Annotated in this window: 12 protein-coding genes and 1 tRNA gene; 5 read left to right on the top strand and 8 right to left on the bottom strand. The window is 26.7% G+C overall.

All coding sequences use genetic code 11. The features are described 5' to 3' along the window. Positions 1 to 31: 31 nt before the first annotated feature. Together NLO413_RS02905 and NLO413_RS02900 are read right to left on the bottom strand one after the other, a co-directional pair. Positions 32 to 673 carry a hypothetical protein gene (locus NLO413_RS02905; RefSeq protein WP_045809015.1) on the bottom strand — a complete coding sequence of 214 codons (642 nt, stop codon included), beginning with the start codon at positions 671 to 673 and terminating at the stop codon, positions 32 to 34. Between the two features lie 662 nt (positions 674 to 1,335). Further along, positions 1,336 to 1,788, bottom strand: coding sequence for a hypothetical protein (locus NLO413_RS02900; protein WP_045809014.1), 453 nt, complete (start codon positions 1,786 to 1,788; stop codon positions 1,336 to 1,338). Between the two features lie 659 nt (positions 1,789 to 2,447). Between NLO413_RS02900 and NLO413_RS04960 the strand changes: the two genes are divergently transcribed. Beyond that, entirely contained in the window at positions 2,448 to 2,570 is a 123-nt protein-coding gene (locus NLO413_RS04960; RefSeq protein ID WP_269744822.1) for a hypothetical protein, read from the top strand. A gap of 647 nt (positions 2,571 to 3,217) precedes the next feature. Here NLO413_RS04960 and NLO413_RS02895 read toward each other — a convergent pair. The 4 genes from NLO413_RS02895 to NLO413_RS02880 form a co-directional block, all read right to left on the bottom strand. Further along, entirely contained in the window at positions 3,218 to 3,643 is a 426-nt protein-coding gene (locus NLO413_RS02895; protein ID WP_045809013.1) for a hypothetical protein, read from the bottom strand. A gap of 808 nt (positions 3,644 to 4,451) precedes the next feature. Continuing rightward, positions 4,452 to 4,808 carry a hypothetical protein gene (locus tag NLO413_RS02890; RefSeq protein ID WP_045809012.1) on the bottom strand — a complete coding sequence of 119 codons (357 nt, stop codon included), beginning with the start codon at positions 4,806 to 4,808 and terminating at the stop codon, positions 4,452 to 4,454. A gap of 813 nt (positions 4,809 to 5,621) precedes the next feature. Continuing rightward, positions 5,622 to 6,611, bottom strand: a complete 990-nt coding sequence (locus NLO413_RS02885) for a hypothetical protein (protein WP_045809011.1) — start codon at positions 6,609 to 6,611, stop codon at positions 5,622 to 5,624. A gap of 674 nt (positions 6,612 to 7,285) precedes the next feature. After that, on the bottom strand, positions 7,286 to 7,657 hold the full coding sequence (locus NLO413_RS02880; RefSeq protein WP_045809010.1) for a hypothetical protein: 372 nt from the start codon (positions 7,655 to 7,657) through the stop codon (positions 7,286 to 7,288). Between the two features lie 630 nt (positions 7,658 to 8,287). Between NLO413_RS02880 and NLO413_RS02875 the strand changes: the two genes are divergently transcribed. Then, positions 8,288 to 8,375, top strand: a tRNA-Ser gene (locus NLO413_RS02875). A gap of 22 nt (positions 8,376 to 8,397) precedes the next feature. After that, a complete protein-coding gene (gene murC / locus NLO413_RS02870) occupies positions 8,398 to 9,795 on the top strand; it encodes a UDP-N-acetylmuramate--L-alanine ligase (RefSeq protein WP_045809386.1) in 1,398 nt (465 codons plus the stop codon). Between the two features lie 1,247 nt (positions 9,796 to 11,042). Here murC and trpS read toward each other — a convergent pair. Together trpS and NLO413_RS02860 are read right to left on the bottom strand one after the other, a co-directional pair. Then, entirely contained in the window at positions 11,043 to 12,035 is a 993-nt protein-coding gene (gene trpS / locus NLO413_RS02865; protein WP_045809009.1) for a tryptophan--tRNA ligase, read from the bottom strand. Positions 12,036 to 12,037: 2 nt separating this feature from the next. Next, entirely contained in the window at positions 12,038 to 12,706 is a 669-nt protein-coding gene (locus NLO413_RS02860) for a nucleotide exchange factor GrpE (protein WP_084229808.1), read from the bottom strand. Between the two features lie 93 nt (positions 12,707 to 12,799). Here NLO413_RS02860 and ribD point away from each other — a divergent pair, with 93 nt between their 5' ends. Both ribD and NLO413_RS02850 read left to right on the top strand, forming a co-directional pair. Next, complete coding sequence (ribD, locus tag NLO413_RS02855) at positions 12,800 to 13,873, top strand: bifunctional diaminohydroxyphosphoribosylaminopyrimidine deaminase/5-amino-6-(5-phosphoribosylamino)uracil reductase RibD (protein ID WP_045809008.1); 1,074 nt, start codon at positions 12,800 to 12,802, stop codon at positions 13,871 to 13,873. A gap of 685 nt (positions 13,874 to 14,558) precedes the next feature. Beyond that, positions 14,559 to 14,852 carry a hypothetical protein gene (locus NLO413_RS02850; protein ID WP_045809007.1) on the top strand — a complete coding sequence of 98 codons (294 nt, stop codon included), beginning with the start codon at positions 14,559 to 14,561 and terminating at the stop codon, positions 14,850 to 14,852. The last annotated feature ends 847 nt before the right edge of the window (positions 14,853 to 15,699 follow it).

Here is a 15,699-nt window from a genome sequence, read left to right as displayed (position 1 = left end):
CTTCTTTTAATTATGATAATTTAGTTTTTGATTACTTTATATTAGTTTGACTTTCATTATTTTGTATAATTTTAGTGTTGGTGTTAGGGTGTAGTACTGTTTCTAATTGTTGATTAATAGTAGTATGTGTGTGTGCCAAATCAAGTTCTGTATTGTGACCAAGTTCTCTATGATCATCATCATCATTAAGATGTGTTATTTCGTGAGATTCTTGTGTATTAATATTAAAGTAGTCAGGTTCTATTTTACTAATTGTTAACTGTAAATTGTTGAAATCAATTTCTGTATTGTCAGAGATAATAGATTTATATAATTGCATACTTTCTTTAGGGTTAAATTTGAATTCAGAATAAAAAGTTTTATCTTGCAGATTTATATCACTTAATTCTACAACTGCATTTCTAATAGTTAGTAAGTGGTGCATATTATCATCGTGAAAGTCAATACGAATATCTACAGTACCTTTACTATAAATGTTGTTAAATGTAATGTTAAACTTATCATTGTGAATTTGGTAAGCAGTACTATTAATTGTAAGGTGATCGAAATTGATATCTTGTAGAAAAAGTTCTCCATACATAGATAACATAGTGTTATTATCTGATGTGTGTTGAGAATTATTGTCAAGATTGTGTATTTGATTATGATAAGATGTAGGCTGTAAATCAACCATATTAATATCCTTTGTTATTTTAAACATAAATATATAGATGTAAGATGTTAAGTTTTAATGAAATTATGATTAAATCTTTTATAATGTGAAAATATGTCAATTAATCCTAAATTTTATAGGAGTTTTTTTAGAAGTGTGGATTGTACATAAGAACTGTAGGTTATTTTTGAATTGTATATGGTAATTAGCAAATTATATATATGTTTTAGTGTTGCACATCTTTTGAAAGGCTTTATATATCCAATATAAGATTTGTGAGTTTATCAAAAAGGCAGCTTTTATTGGTATGCTATTATAGCCTTATTACAATATATTTGATATAATTTATAATTAAATAATTTAATATTCTTTTTCATTTTGTAATATGTGAAATAGATAACTTAGAGATTACTAAAAAATATAAATGATCATAGTGAGTTATTTTTTAAGCATAAATAATGTTGTGTGTAACTGTTGATGTATTAACAGTTAATAATTGTTTTTTAAAAAGTACCTTTTGTAGAGTTTCAAGATAAATCGTTTAAAAATGAGTGTTGTTTTGATTTCACGAAAACATTTTTGGTAACATCTTATATAGATTTATATAAACAATGTATACGTGTTTAATAGCATTGATGCTTTTTATAGCTACGGTTATAGGCCGTAGCTATATAGATCTTAGGCTAAAAAGAGAAAGTGTAGTCTATTGTAATATGTGATGAATGATATGGTATGCTTATTTTTTCAATAAAAGGTTTTTCATCAAATTTATAATCTTGTGTAGGTAGTTCAACTTCAGCATAGAGGTAATTTTCGTGTAAATCTAGTATGCATGTTAACATTTTGACATTATCAAGAGTTATTTTATGATCATCAAATAAAATCCTAACATTTGCACTTTGATTATTTGATGTAAATATTATATCATCTGATAAAGACTCTTGTAGGTTTTGTGGGTTATCGAATACGATATAAAGATCTTTATTTTGAAATTCGTACTGGTAGTTATTAATGCTTATTTGCTCGAGGTCTATGTTGTCCAGGAATATGTCAGCATATAGCTTGTTGGTGGGGCTAATTTTGGTATTAATTTCATGTTTATGTGACTCAAAATTTGAGTGCTGTGAATCCGTCATGTCTATTACCATTTATATAAAAAAATAAAGATATAATGCTCATACATTAAATTTGAATTAATTAACTTCTTAATTTGTGGTTTTATAAGTGTGTAGCTATAAATATATTTATATTTTAAAGGAAAAGTAATTTTTGTATATGATTTGTAATATGTATGTTTTTGATTTTGTTAAATTTTGTGAAAATACTTATATAAGTGTAAGATATGTTTATGATAATCATTTTTACACTTTTATTGTATAGATAAGTTTTCTATTAAATTGTGTTTCTGTGAGGCATATGCTTACATAATTTAGAAATGTTCTATCTTTGAAGTTATTGGATGTTTAAATTTATGAAAGAAAAGTATATTGTTATCGTATTTTATATTTTTGATATAACTTAAAATTAAGGGGGAGGGGTGTTGGAAAAAACTACTTCATTATAAAATATGTTACTAACAGCCTTACTATTTTTTAATAAATAAGCTCTTTTATATAATCTTGTGTCGAGAATTAATCATGAAATGGTATAGTTGTTAAAATCATAATAATATTTATATGCTGTTATTTAGTATTTATATATGCTTTATAATATAAAGCATATTTTATTATTGATATAATGGTTACTTTAATAAATACCTGTAGATATGTAATGGATTTTTAGGGTTTGTGATAATATGTTTTTAGCGTACTTGATAAATGATAATTTGGTTGGTAACTATAAATCAGCTATTGTATATAGTGATAAAAAGCTGAGCAAGGGTAAATTTGCATGTATAAGCTTATCAACAAGCTTATAATAAACATAATCAATTTTGAATGTAATATATGTACTGAAATTAGGATATGATAAAAGTACATATAGTGAATGTTAATGTTTTTGTTGAAATAAAATAATGCACTACATATTTAAGTTTCGAGAGCAATATAAATACGGTATAATAATGTTTTGATGAATGTATTTAATGTCTAAGGTAGACGAAAAGTAGTAATATTATTTACTATAAAAATTAGGTGGCAATTGTATTAAAAAAGTTTTGAAACAAGTTTTTATTCTTGAGTTATTGTTAGTAGTAAAGTAAGTAACTATTTATAGATATAAATTGATATTGTTAAATTATTTTGTAAAGATATTTGTGATAGTTTTTATGTATAAAATTTAGTTGATGATATAAAATTATGTCTAGATTGCTGCATTATGAAATATCTTGTATAAAATATATTATATAAGCTTTACACTGGTTATAAGGCGACTCTCTATTATTCAAATCTTATATACTTAATATACCTTACTGTAGGTATAATATTTACTGCTTAAATTATGAGTAATGAAAAGGTCTATTATTAATCATTCATTATAAATAGTATCAGTAAAGAAGAATAAAATAAGCTACGGGTTTGGTCCCGTAGCTATTTTAATTATTGTATCATTTTTACATTGAATACATTAATTAATTGGTGGCTGTTGAAATGGAAAAACGTTCATAGCTGTGACTGTTATGTATGAACCATGATCTAGTTGTTGTATGTTTGTGGTAAAATGTGATCTATCATACTGTAAATCTTGTGGTTTTACTAAGAATTCAGCATTATAATATTTATTGCTTACATCTATTTTGCTGCTTATAACATTTGCATCTTTTATAGTTAATGTGTGATTATTCATTTCAACATTAATATTTGAATTTTTGTCATCATACATGTTATTGAATTCAATGTTTGCATTTTCGCTGTTAACTTTTAAATTGTTATTTTCAATATTAGCATAATTAATATTTTGCATGTGCATGCCAACATATAGGTAATTTATTGAAATATCTGTATCTTGAGAGTTGTCAGGAGAATTGTGAAATAGAGATTGTGAATCAATCATACCATACCTTTTATTTAAAAGATGAAGGTATAAAGAATAAATCTTAAATTTCAATAAAGATATGCTATAAGTATGGAATGAAATGCTAGAAAACAGGATACAAAAGCTCTATATACCATATGGTGTTATTATTATAAAATGAGATGTGAAAGTTATTGTTTGAATTTATAATTACACACTTATTTAATTTCAAATTGCTTAATTCAGTATTTTTTTATCAATGTTTTGATTTATATGAGCGTTAAAATATATATGCTTATGTTATTTCTTAAGCATGTAGCATAAAAACATTAGTGTTTGCAATGTAGTTGGCTATTTTCTGTATAGTAGTAAGTAAGTAGGGTTATTATGCTGACTAGAAGAAGTGATATTATGTTAGATTTGATTTTACGAAAGTAGTAGAAAAATCAAGAGATAATTCTATATTTATATGTACAATATGTTCATACAAGAGTTTGTTTTAGTATGTTATTGTCCTAATTTATAGTACTTAATATATATCAAGTTTTTTAGTGAAGTAAAATTGCTAACCTATTGCTTTTGTTGTAAATGTTGCAACAACTGTACTTTGCATAGATATCTATAATTTAGTTCTTCACTATCACCACAAGCTTTCTAACTAACTATGTTTAATTCTATAGTACAATAAGTGAGTGTAAAAAAATGTTATAATAACTTATTCATTAAATAATAATACGGTAACATTTCTTAATGCTATTACTTTAGTAATAGCAAAAAGTTGTTTTTTATAGGTGTACAGTACTAATTAAAGTCATTAAATGTTAATCAATATGCCTCTGCAGATATATTACTTATTTACATGTATTGTAAAATCTTGTGATGTGAATGTGTTAATAACATTATCAATTTCTATATCTGTAGCATCTGGAACAGAAAAGCTAATGTCTATTTGTTTATTGTAGCTATTAAAATCTAATTGCATTAGGTTAATTTTTACGTTGTAAAAATCTGCAAAATAGTTCTCATAACCGCTACCAGCTGAAATACTTTTTATTGTTAACATATTATAGTCAGGTGCATCACCTCTAGATGAATGTTTATGAGATTCAATGGTAGTGTTTCCGCTAGTGACAGTAAAGCCATCTTCACTAACGTGAAAATTACTTAAGTCAACATCATTCATATGTACTGTAAAATCAATCATGTATGCAACCTTAGAAAACTAATTATAGATAATTATATGTTATTAAGTGTATGTAAACAAGCTAAATTTTTAGATAATATGTTTATATTATTAATATATTTTAATAAAATTTTTTATAGCTCGAAAAAAAAATCATCATAATTTTTTGATTATGTTAATAGTGTTTATTATTGCCAACTACATACACTGTGTAATTTCCTTCCTATATAGGGTTGTCACTAGTAATACCAGAAGTATAAAAGTATGGTACGTAAGACTAGTATGTAAATTTTTAGAAATAAAATTTAATTGATTAGCGTATGTATTGCCAAATATAATAAATGATGATTATTTTTTATCATGCATTGCGATTAGATTTTGCTAGTATAATATTAGCAATAGTGATTGCATACCCATAAGTTTCTGATATTATAATTAACATTATAACATTATTTATATACTTTAGGGTTTATTATGTGAGTACCTTAGAAACTATGTTGTTATAAATCATTAATATATAAAAGTTAAGTTTCATTAGGTTTGTGTTAAAGTCATAATCCTTTTGAGATAATGGATTATATTAGTGTAATCATTATTATTAATATTATATAACGCTACTAATGATTAAATCTTGACAAATTGCTTGAATAACTACTGAAATAAATAAAGAAGTGGAGCAAATATAATTATTTATATTTATTTTTATGCGGATTAACAGATATTTAATATGAAAGCGTAAATTCTTATTATAAGACGTAATTAATATTAACAACTTAAGATTGATACTCAACTAAGAACTTTATATGATACAGTATAATGTGTTTCTTAATATGGTTAGATATTAGCCAATGATGGTTTTTTGAAAGCACGGAGATTTAATTGTTCAATACTTATATCAGCTAATGAATGAGTGCTTGGTTGTTTAAGACTTGCTGCATCATCTAGAAAACTGTAATTTAATTGTTGAGCATCAATACTTGTTACATTATTTAAAGAACTAGTGCTTGGTTGTTTAAGATTTTCTGCATCATCTAGAAAACTATAATTTAAACTTGTTACATTGTTCAAAGAACTAACGCTTGGTTGTTTGAGATTTGCTGCATCATCTAGTAATCTATAATTTGATTGCTTAGCAATACTTTCTGTGTTAACCAGTGAATTGCAGCTTAATTTTTTAGTATTTGAATTATAGTTACTTACATATATATTGCAATCGTGTGATTCAAATTTTTTGGTTACATTATAAATGTTTTGAGCTGTAGATTTTTGTATATGAAAACTAACGTTTATGTTATCAAGGCTCTTGCTTATTTGTTTAATATTGGCATGGCGAAAATATGTATAAACATTATTTTGTTTTATTACTAAATTATTGACGTATTTATCAAGTAAAATTTTGATCTCTTTATTGCTAATAATAACCTGCGAACTAGTGACAATAAAATTTGAAACATGTTGCATGTTTACTATAAGATCTTGGGTATTAGTAGTTAAAGAATTGTGACTTAATTGTTTAGTATTTACATTACGATAGTTCACGTAAATATTATGATTATCTGACTGGCACTCTTTTATAATATTATTAAGCAATTTATGGTTGTAGTTTTGTATGTAAAAATTAATATTTACGTTATCGAGGTTCTGAATTAATTGTTCAGCTTTAACATTTTTAAAATACCAGGAAAAGTTATTGGTTGTTGTTGCTAAAGTTTTATTATCTGCATTAAATTGCACAGTTATATTGTCATTGGCAATAGAAATATTTTTATCAGTACAAATGTTACGTAAGTCAACACGTTGCATGTTAAATATAAGATCTATCATATAAATGACCATTTTTAAAAATAAAATTTATGATATATCTTAATAATATATTTTCCATATGTAAAGTTTATTATCTACTTTATTTCAATTTTAAAGTATAAATCATGGCATAACAGTTGTGTGATTAAAAAATTAATATATTTTATGCTAAATCTATCATATCAGTAATTTTTATTGAAAACTGAATTTTATGGTAAGTTATATACTACATAATAAATATAAAAAAGTATACTTTTATTAGGAAATAAGATTTATCATTGAATAATTTAGTATGTGTAGCTGCTTAATTAGTTTGTGATAATAGCCTTTTTTCATATAGTTTATGGTGTTATTAATTAACTACTATCAAAACGCTATTAGGATATAGATTTTTAGTAATAACTATGATAAGAAAGAGCTTGTCTATATTACTTCTGCTACTATTTGTTAACATAGAGTATTATGGTTATGAATTCTCAAATTAGATTAAAACTTATATGGAGAAAGTTATGCACAAGTAATTATTTATATGATATAGCTACTTAATTGTTCAATTTTTAATCATGAAACCTGATTATAATAGTGCATTGCCTAGAATATATGTTGTTATGAATGTATGGCAGCAATATTACACTAACTTGTGATATGTACGAACATATATGTTATAATTAATTATAAGTAACTTTAAGAACTGCTTAGTAGCTGTGTGTATGTGCTGTAAAACCATGTGGATTCAACTGATCACATCTTACATTATACAGTTTTTGGCTTGCATATAAATTGCAAGCTTGTGACCTAAATGGTTTAATAATGTTATTAACATTTTTAGCTTTATAACCTTCCATATGGAAACTAGCATATAGTTGTTGATTATGGAAACCTATATCTAATTGTTCAATCTTGACATTGTTAAAATGCTGTAAATAATTATTTTTTTTTATTAGTAAATGATGGAGATGTTCATTGTATTCGATAACAATGCTGTCACTGGAAATAACAACGTGATTTTTATTTAGTTGAAGACTTTCTAATTTAACATACATCATACTTACTTTAAGATTGGTCATATAGGTAACTCTATTTTATACACTCTTAGTATTATAGGGAAGTTGTGTGTAAAAGTCAATATTTTTACAAAATATGCAGAAACTAATGGCTATGGCAATTTTAGTCATGTTTGTATTAATGATTTTTTAGAGCTTTAGATGTGCTATAATATTGTTATAGTTAATGAATTTCATTTGTAATATAGCATATGTAATATAGCATAAAATATAATTTTTTTTGATATAGGTAATAAATTAATCCACTTAGCTTACGGCATTTTATGTTTATGTGAGTATTTGAAATGAGAGCTATTATAATTCTTATTTCTTCACACAATTATATCAGAATAGTACAATAATTCATAAATTAGTGTTTCTTGTGCCTCAGGAAGAGTCAATAAAAGTAAATGAGTGTAGAATTTAGTTCTATAACTTTAATACATTATTGATAATATTTGATATGTGAAATTTAGGGAATAATAGCAAGTAATTTTATGAGTTATCGGCAGTATATTGATGTTTTATCTGTTTTTACTATAGAGCTATCCAAATATTGAGACTGTAACGTGAAGTTAGGTAAGTAAATTTTATAAGTAAAATAACACTGAGAAGTATATTGCGTATTTTTAAGGATTATGTTACAAGTAAAGTGGACGGATGGCCGAGTGGTTTAAGGCACCAGTCTTGAAAACTGACGTACGTTAATAGCGTACCGTGGGTTCGAATCCCACTCCGTCCGCATGTATTATTATAAGATAAATATGCTTTCGGACATTTTCTCTTCTTGTACAGTATTTCACTTTATTGGCATTGGTGGTATTGGTATGAGCGCTTTAGCCCAGCTTGTACATGGTTATGGTTATATAGTACAAGGCAGTGATGTTAATGTTAATAACAATACTGAAAGGTTAAAAAAAAAAGGTATTGTTATTTTTACTGGTCATCATCATAGCTATGTAAAGGATGCTCATGTTGTAGTTTATTCTAGTGCAATCCAGGATAATAATGTTGAACTTTATTCAGCTATTCTGTCTTGTAAAATTGTTTTACACAGAGTGGATTTACTATTATATTTTTTGCGCTTGAAGCGTTCTATATGTGTTGTTGGTTCACACGGAAAAACAACTACTACAGGTTTAATATCATCTATTTTTGAATGTGCTAATATGGATCCTACGGTACTAATAGGAGGTATAGCAAATAGTTATAATAATAATGTAAAAATTGGTAAAGGAGATTGGCTAATTGTTGAAATTGATGAATCTGATGGAAAGATGATCAATGCTTCATGTGAAATAGCAGTTATTACAAATGTTGATTTGGAACATATTGATTATTATGAGAATTATAATGCTATAGAGGATGCCTTTATTAAATTTTTAAAAGGTGTATCTAATACAGGATTTGTTGTATTGCCGGATGATATAAACATTAAAGGGTTAGAAGATATTAATTGTAACAAAGTTAATTATGGGGGTTCTTTGAATAATCATGTTTATGCTTCTAATATACGACAGGAACGTAATGTTATTGTTTTTGATGTTACAATAGCTTTTGGTATACAACGTGGACTGTATACAGATATACAATTACCTATTATAGGTAATCATAATGTTAGAAATGCTACTGCTGCAATATCAGTTGCTGTAAAGTTGGATATCTCAATTAAAGATGTCATAAAAGGAATAGAAAGCTTTTCTGGTGTTAAAAGAAGATTTTCTTTGATTGAAGAGATAAAAGGCGTAAAATTTATTGATGATTATGCTCATCATCCTACTGAAATAGAAGCTTCTTTATTATCAGCATCTTGTATTGCGCAAAGAAAAGTTATAGGTATTATACAACCTCATAGGTTTACACGTGTTAAATATTTTTTTAGTGACTTTGTTTATGTTTTTACAAAATTTGATTATGTTATTTTGACAAATGTATATTCAGCAGGTGAAGAGGAAATATTACATTGTAGCAGTAGCGATTTGGTAAGAGTGACAAAAGAGCAGGGATTTTATAATATTGTGCTTATCGACACTTCTGATGCAATAGCAGAAATGTTAAGTGTTATTACTCAGGCAGGTGATGTAGTTATTTCTATGGGTGCAGGTAATATTACAAATATTTTTTATAATGTTATACAAAAGTTGAAAGTTTTTTATACTTAAACGTATAATTTGTTTAATATTTGATATGTGAAGTTGTTATTTAGTCCTATAGGATGATGTGAGCAAGTTTCTTGTTATTATAAATAAATTTTGTACAGTAGATTTATTACAATGCTATGTAGGTTATATCATAAATGTTTTTTATGGTGTAGTGTAAGAGTTAAAAGCTTTTTGTCTTTAAAAAGTGTATTTACTTTGAATAGAGGAAAAATATAAAATTGCTTTTATGGTATAAAGGTTATATGGCATAACAGCGAATTATATTTAAGTGTGAACTTTGGTTATAAATAATAAGCGTGTATAATGTTCTTTTGTTTTGGTCTTTTTAATTGTGCTAATAGGTAATACGTACTAATACAATGCTGTATTGATGAAATTACAAAAGAAGCTACAAAGAATAAATATTAAGTGTAATTAAACTTATGTCATTATGAAAAGGGTAACATTTTTAATGTTTATATATAGAATCATACAGTTATATAGAACCCATAAGAATAATATTACCATATCGCTATAATTATTTGTAGTTTTTACACGTATTTTTTTATAGCCTTGCAGGCTTTTTAATATTTTACGTAGTATATGTTTGATTGTTTATTATTTTGAAATCGATTTTATTAGAATATATATAAAGGATTGGTGTAAAAAATAATAAGATTTTTTGATTATATATATTTTAGTTGTGAAAAGAAAACATATAGTTCAAGTTTGAGAATTAGTAGTAATTTTTCAACATGTAGAACAAATCGTGATAAATATAGGGGGGGGGGAATATGGTATCTAACTTTGCAATTGTTTTTATATTTATTTGCATTAAGAATTAACGGTCTGTTACCATTTCTATTGTGATGTGAAATATAATGTTATTACATAGGTGTATTTAGTATAGTATACACTATTTATAAACTTAAGCGTTTGGTAAAATAATATAATTTTGTATGGCGTTATAGCTTCTAAAAAAATATGTTAGTTTTTTTGTGTGTGATGTCAATTATTGTTCAGTGTTTTGTAGAGACGTGCTGTTGATGTATATGTAACTTTTATTAAATGCAATAAGTATAGGCATTACTAAGTGATTTATGGTTATTTTATTTGATGTTAAGTTTGTATAATGATTGTAACGTAATTACTAGAAGTATTTAGTATTGCTGTAACGGCTTATATCAAGCAAGATATGTCTATACATTATGTAACTGATGCACTAGGTTATGATTTTTACTTAAAGTATAGTACAAATGTATCCAATTTTATGTAAAGAGGCCAATGATATGCTTAATTTCTTTCATATGTGTGTGTGCAATGGATTTTGCTTGCTCATTTCCATTATTTAATATTATTTTAAGATAAGATGTTTCATTAAGCAACTCTTTAATTTTTTTTCTGATAGGGCTAATTGTATGAATTAGTAAGTCTGATAATAAGTTTTTAAATTGTTTTGTACTATAATTGCTAATTGTACTGCAAAGTTTTTCTTTTGATGTATTAGTTAAAATTGAATATATATTAATTAAGTTATTGATTTCTGGTCTACTTTGTAAAGTGTGAAATTCAAATCCTAACGTAGAATCAGTGATGGCCTTTGTGATTTTACGTAATATTATATCATCTTCATCATCAAGGTTAATACGAGAATAATCAGATACTTCAGATTTGCTCATTTTTTTTAAACCGTTTCTCAGACTCATAATTCTTGCTGTGTTACTATGAATTATAGGTAACGGTATTTGAAAATACTCTATATCGTATAGAGCATTAAACGCTTTTGCAATAGTTTTTGCTAATTCTAAATGTTGTTGTTGATCATTGCCTACAGGTACGAAATTTGTTTTGTATAATAAAATATCAGCGGCCATTAACACTGGATAACTGTATAATCCTAGAGAACTTACATTTTGCCTTTTGTCTTTGAATTGAGTCATTCTATTAAGCCATCCAAGAGGTGTTATGCAACTTAGTAACCAACATAATTCTGTATGTTCAGATACGCAAGATTGGACAAAAATTATTGCATTATTGGGATTTATGCCACATGCTAGATATGTAGCAAGAAGTTTCATGTTATTAGATAAAAGATTTTCACTTGCATATTTTTTTGATGTTATTGCATGCAAGTCAGCTATACAGAAAAAGCAAGAATAAGAATTTTGTATTTGTACCCAATTATGTATTGCACCTAAATAATTACCTAAATGAACATTACCACTTGGCTGTATACCTGATAGAGCTATGGGTAAACTCACAATTATTCCTCTTGACTAGCTCTTGAAATGATTACTGATGCTGGACGTACTAATTTTGCTTTAAGAGTATACCCAGCTTGTATGACCTGTACAATAGTGCCAGGAGGGGTATCATCATTTACTATTTGTGATATAGCTTTATGAAATTGAGGGTTGAACTTTTCTCCTAAGGGATATATTCTCTTTATATCATGACGCTCTAAAGTATTGATTAATTCCTTCCATGTCATAGAAATACCTTCATGAATGCTATCGCCTTCTTTTAAGTTTTGCATAGCGGTTTCAAGGTTGTCACAGGATATTAAGATTTCACGTGTAAAATTAGACATTGCACGATCAACTGCATCATCAATATTTTGCTTCATAAGACGTTTTATATTTTCCTTATCTGCAACTGCAAGATGAAACTGAGATTTTACATGCTCTAATTGAGATTTTAATTGTTCTAATTCTGCTAAACTTTCTTCATATACTTTATTAGGCTTTTTGTTGATACTTGCTGTGAATTTTTTAGTTTCTTTATGATCTTTTAGATGGCCTTGAGCGGGTTTATTATTATGTATTTCATCATTTTTAGATACTTGCGTATTGTTAATGGTATCACTGTGAGTGTTCTCATTACGAGTAGTATCATTAGTGTCTGCATTATTTTTAGAGGTTTCTATAGACATAACTTTAAAACTTTTTATACATGAATTTAGAGAGAATATAGTAACATTACATAAAAATATCAAGAGCTAAAACATTGTATAGAGTATTTCATTATGGATGATGATGAAAAATTTATGTTGATGGCATTACGTCTTGCAAGTCGTGGTCTAGGGAATGTATATCCTAATCCTGCAGTAGGGTGTGTTATAGTGAATTCTGGCATGATTGTGGGAAGAGGTTGGACTCAAGAGGGTGGAAGACCACATGCTGAAATAATGGCTATTCGTAATGCAGGATCTTTGTCGCAAGGTGCAACAGTATATGTTACTTTAGAGCCATGTTGTCATTATGGTAATACAGGGCCTTGTACTTTGGAATTGATAAATGCTGGTATTAGTAAGATTGTTATAGCGAGTCAGGATCCTGATGAGCGAGTATCAGGGAAAGGAATAAAAATACTTCAAAAAGCAGGATTGGAAGTATTGTATGGTGTGATGCGTGCACAAGCAGATAAAATGAATATAGGATTTATCTATAGCAAAGTAAAAAACAGGCCTTTTGTTACAGTAAAAATAGCTACTACTTTAGACGGAAAAATAGCTTTACCTAATAAACAAAATAAGTGGATTACCAATCAATTGACAAGAACGTGGGTACACAAACAACGTGCTATATATGATGCAATAATGGTAGGAAGTAATACTGTAGTTTTAGATAATCCAATGTTAGATTGCAGGCTTTCTGGGCTTGAAAAATATTCACCTATAAGAGTAATAATTGATAGATCTGGTAAGCTTAATTACAATTATAACATAATTAAAACTGCTAGCATTATACCAACTTATATACTTACTGATCATAACGTTGACGTAAAGTTGAAGCATGTAAAATATTTATTAGTACAAAGTGATGATTTTTTTGTAAATGCCATGAAGAAGCTTGTTGATATAGGCATAACTAGGTTATTTGTAGAAGGTGGTGGTATTTTAATTACTGAACTATTAAAGAGAAAATTAGTTGATCAATTATTATGGTGTAGGACTAATAAAATATTTGGTAATGAAGGTGTTTCATCGCTTAATAACTTAGATGTTGCAAACTTATTTCATAATTATGGGCTTAAAAAAATAAATACGTTAACTTTTGGGGAAGATACAGTTGATATTTTGGATGTTATAATAGAATAACATGAATAAATGCAAAATGTTAATACAAATATTATTACTTATCTTGTTTGTTAAGTATTGTGGTAGCATTTTGGCTAGTGGGCTTATATTAGTTGTTATAGCTAGCAAATTACTTTAATGAATACATGCTATTTATATTAAATAATCTTTTAATATTTATACGAGTTATAAAACGTACTAATTTTATAAGTAAAATATAGCTAGAGAATAAAATACTTATGAATAGAGATAAATTGTATATCAAGTAGTATATCTCTTATAGAGGTTATGCGTGCTCTTTAAGTAATAAATTTTTAAAAATATATAAAATGTAAGGGTATTTAGTGAGTAAAAGTGGGTTATGTATAAAGTACATATTATTTGATATATAGATTATAATAAGCGAATAAGCAGTATTAGTTTGGTGTGATGAGTTGATGTTTTTGCACTATTTGCAATAACTTTTTATGATAAACATTTATAATGATCATTAGTGCAAAGAGTGTAAGTTTTGTTATACAGAGGTCATGAGAAGGTTGGTTAATGTATTTTATAAAGTCATGTGATTTGAATAGATAGGAAGAGAATTATCTAAGACATTGTGGCTTACGTATGCTATTGTATTAAGTGTATTCTATTTAAAAATTGCAATCTTAATTTTTTAGTAGTAAAATATAAGCTAGGTTTATACTTTGGAGTATAGTTTATGAGTGATGATAATACTGATTTAGTTAGAAAAGATATGGTAGCTGATTTGAAATTAGATACAAGCGATAATCAGTTATCTATTGAAAGTAAGGGATGCCCATGTGATCATGGTCATGTTTTGTATGTTGTGCATCATTTTGTTCCTATGATATATGGGCTAAGTGATAGTAATGATGTTATGTCTGAAGATGTGCAGCATAGTTCAGCTATTGGGGAAGTGCATGAAAATAGTGATGAATCATCTCAGGTATTGCCTTTGATAGGGAGTACTGATACTGTTTCCGTTATATGAAAAAATAAAAAAAAACTTTGTTGTTGTAGGATTGCTTGCTTCTTTCATATTAGATTGGTGATTGACTTTCTATTGTGTTAAAGCTAGTTTATGTTTAAATATTTATAGTGCTGTAAATTAAATTACTGCTGAAAGAAGCAAGAGGTTTTATCATGACTAGTATTGATTTCTTTAGTGAAGCATGGTTATTTTGTATAAGCAATTGAGTACAGTTAAATTAAGTTAATATTAATTGTGTGTTGTACTTAGTGTAATCTTTGCAAAGTGGTATTTGTTTTTAAGTTCAACATAAGGACTAATTCGGTATTTTTTCCAATAAAATTAATAGCAACTATATATTAGAATGCATAATCATAAGTGACATATGATTATTTTATGTATGATATAAGGTTGGTTTCACTTTTTGATGTATAAATTATTGCTTATGTAGTAATGTGATTGTACTATGAGCAGTAAAGTTGTATCCAATGTATTGGAGAAAGATGGTACAATTGTCAATTGTTAGGTAACATAATTTATTATTTAAGCAGGATTTATTATTGTAAGCAGGATAGGAAAGTATAAACTTTGTGATATCTTATTTAAATAATACAAGAGTGATAAGTGTCAAGTGCTGTTTGCATTAGCTATTTAGTAGTGACCAAAATGTAATAATATTGCTAACATTGATTATTATTTTAATGTAAACAAAATATTTTCATGGATCAAGGGATGATTAAGGTTACTATAATAAATTTTTTGTTTACTGACTTATACATGCGGTATTATATTGTTGCTATTTGTGTAAATTGTAACTATGCATCTTTATGAATAATATGACGTAATGTAAAGGTGCTGTATTATTAGA

This window comes from Candidatus Neoehrlichia procyonis str. RAC413, from assembly GCF_000964795.1.
In the GTDB taxonomy this organism is placed as follows: Bacteria; Pseudomonadota; Alphaproteobacteria; order Rickettsiales; family Anaplasmataceae; genus Neoehrlichia; species Neoehrlichia procyonis.
This window is presented reverse-complemented; position numbering and strand designations above follow the sequence as displayed.

Excerpts from the sequence above, each read along its gene's own strand:
- NLO413_RS02885 (WP_045809011.1), bottom strand. The coding sequence starts at position 6,611 with ATGATAGATCTTATATTTAACATGCAACGTGTTGACTTACGTAACATT.
- NLO413_RS02895 (WP_045809013.1), bottom strand. The coding sequence starts at position 3,643 with ATGATTGATTCACAATCTCTATTTCACAATTCTCCTGACAACTCTCAA.
- NLO413_RS02860 (WP_084229808.1), bottom strand. The coding sequence starts at position 12,706 with ATGTCTATAGAAACCTCTAAAAATAATGCAGACACTAATGATACTACT.
- murC (WP_045809386.1), top strand. The coding sequence starts at position 8,398 with ATGCTTTCGGACATTTTCTCTTCTTGTACAGTATTTCACTTTATTGGC.
- NLO413_RS02850 (WP_045809007.1), top strand. The coding sequence starts at position 14,559 with ATGAGTGATGATAATACTGATTTAGTTAGAAAAGATATGGTAGCTGAT.
- NLO413_RS02900 (WP_045809014.1), bottom strand. The coding sequence starts at position 1,788 with ATGACGGATTCACAGCACTCAAATTTTGAGTCACATAAACATGAAATT.
- NLO413_RS04960 (WP_269744822.1), top strand. The coding sequence starts at position 2,448 with ATGTTTTTAGCGTACTTGATAAATGATAATTTGGTTGGTAACTATAAA.
- NLO413_RS02890 (WP_045809012.1), bottom strand. The coding sequence starts at position 4,808 with ATGATTGATTTTACAGTACATATGAATGATGTTGACTTAAGTAATTTT.
- ribD (WP_045809008.1), top strand. The coding sequence starts at position 12,800 with ATGGATGATGATGAAAAATTTATGTTGATGGCATTACGTCTTGCAAGT.
- NLO413_RS02905 (WP_045809015.1), bottom strand. The coding sequence starts at position 673 with ATGGTTGATTTACAGCCTACATCTTATCATAATCAAATACACAATCTT.
- NLO413_RS02880 (WP_045809010.1), bottom strand. The coding sequence starts at position 7,657 with ATGACCAATCTTAAAGTAAGTATGATGTATGTTAAATTAGAAAGTCTT.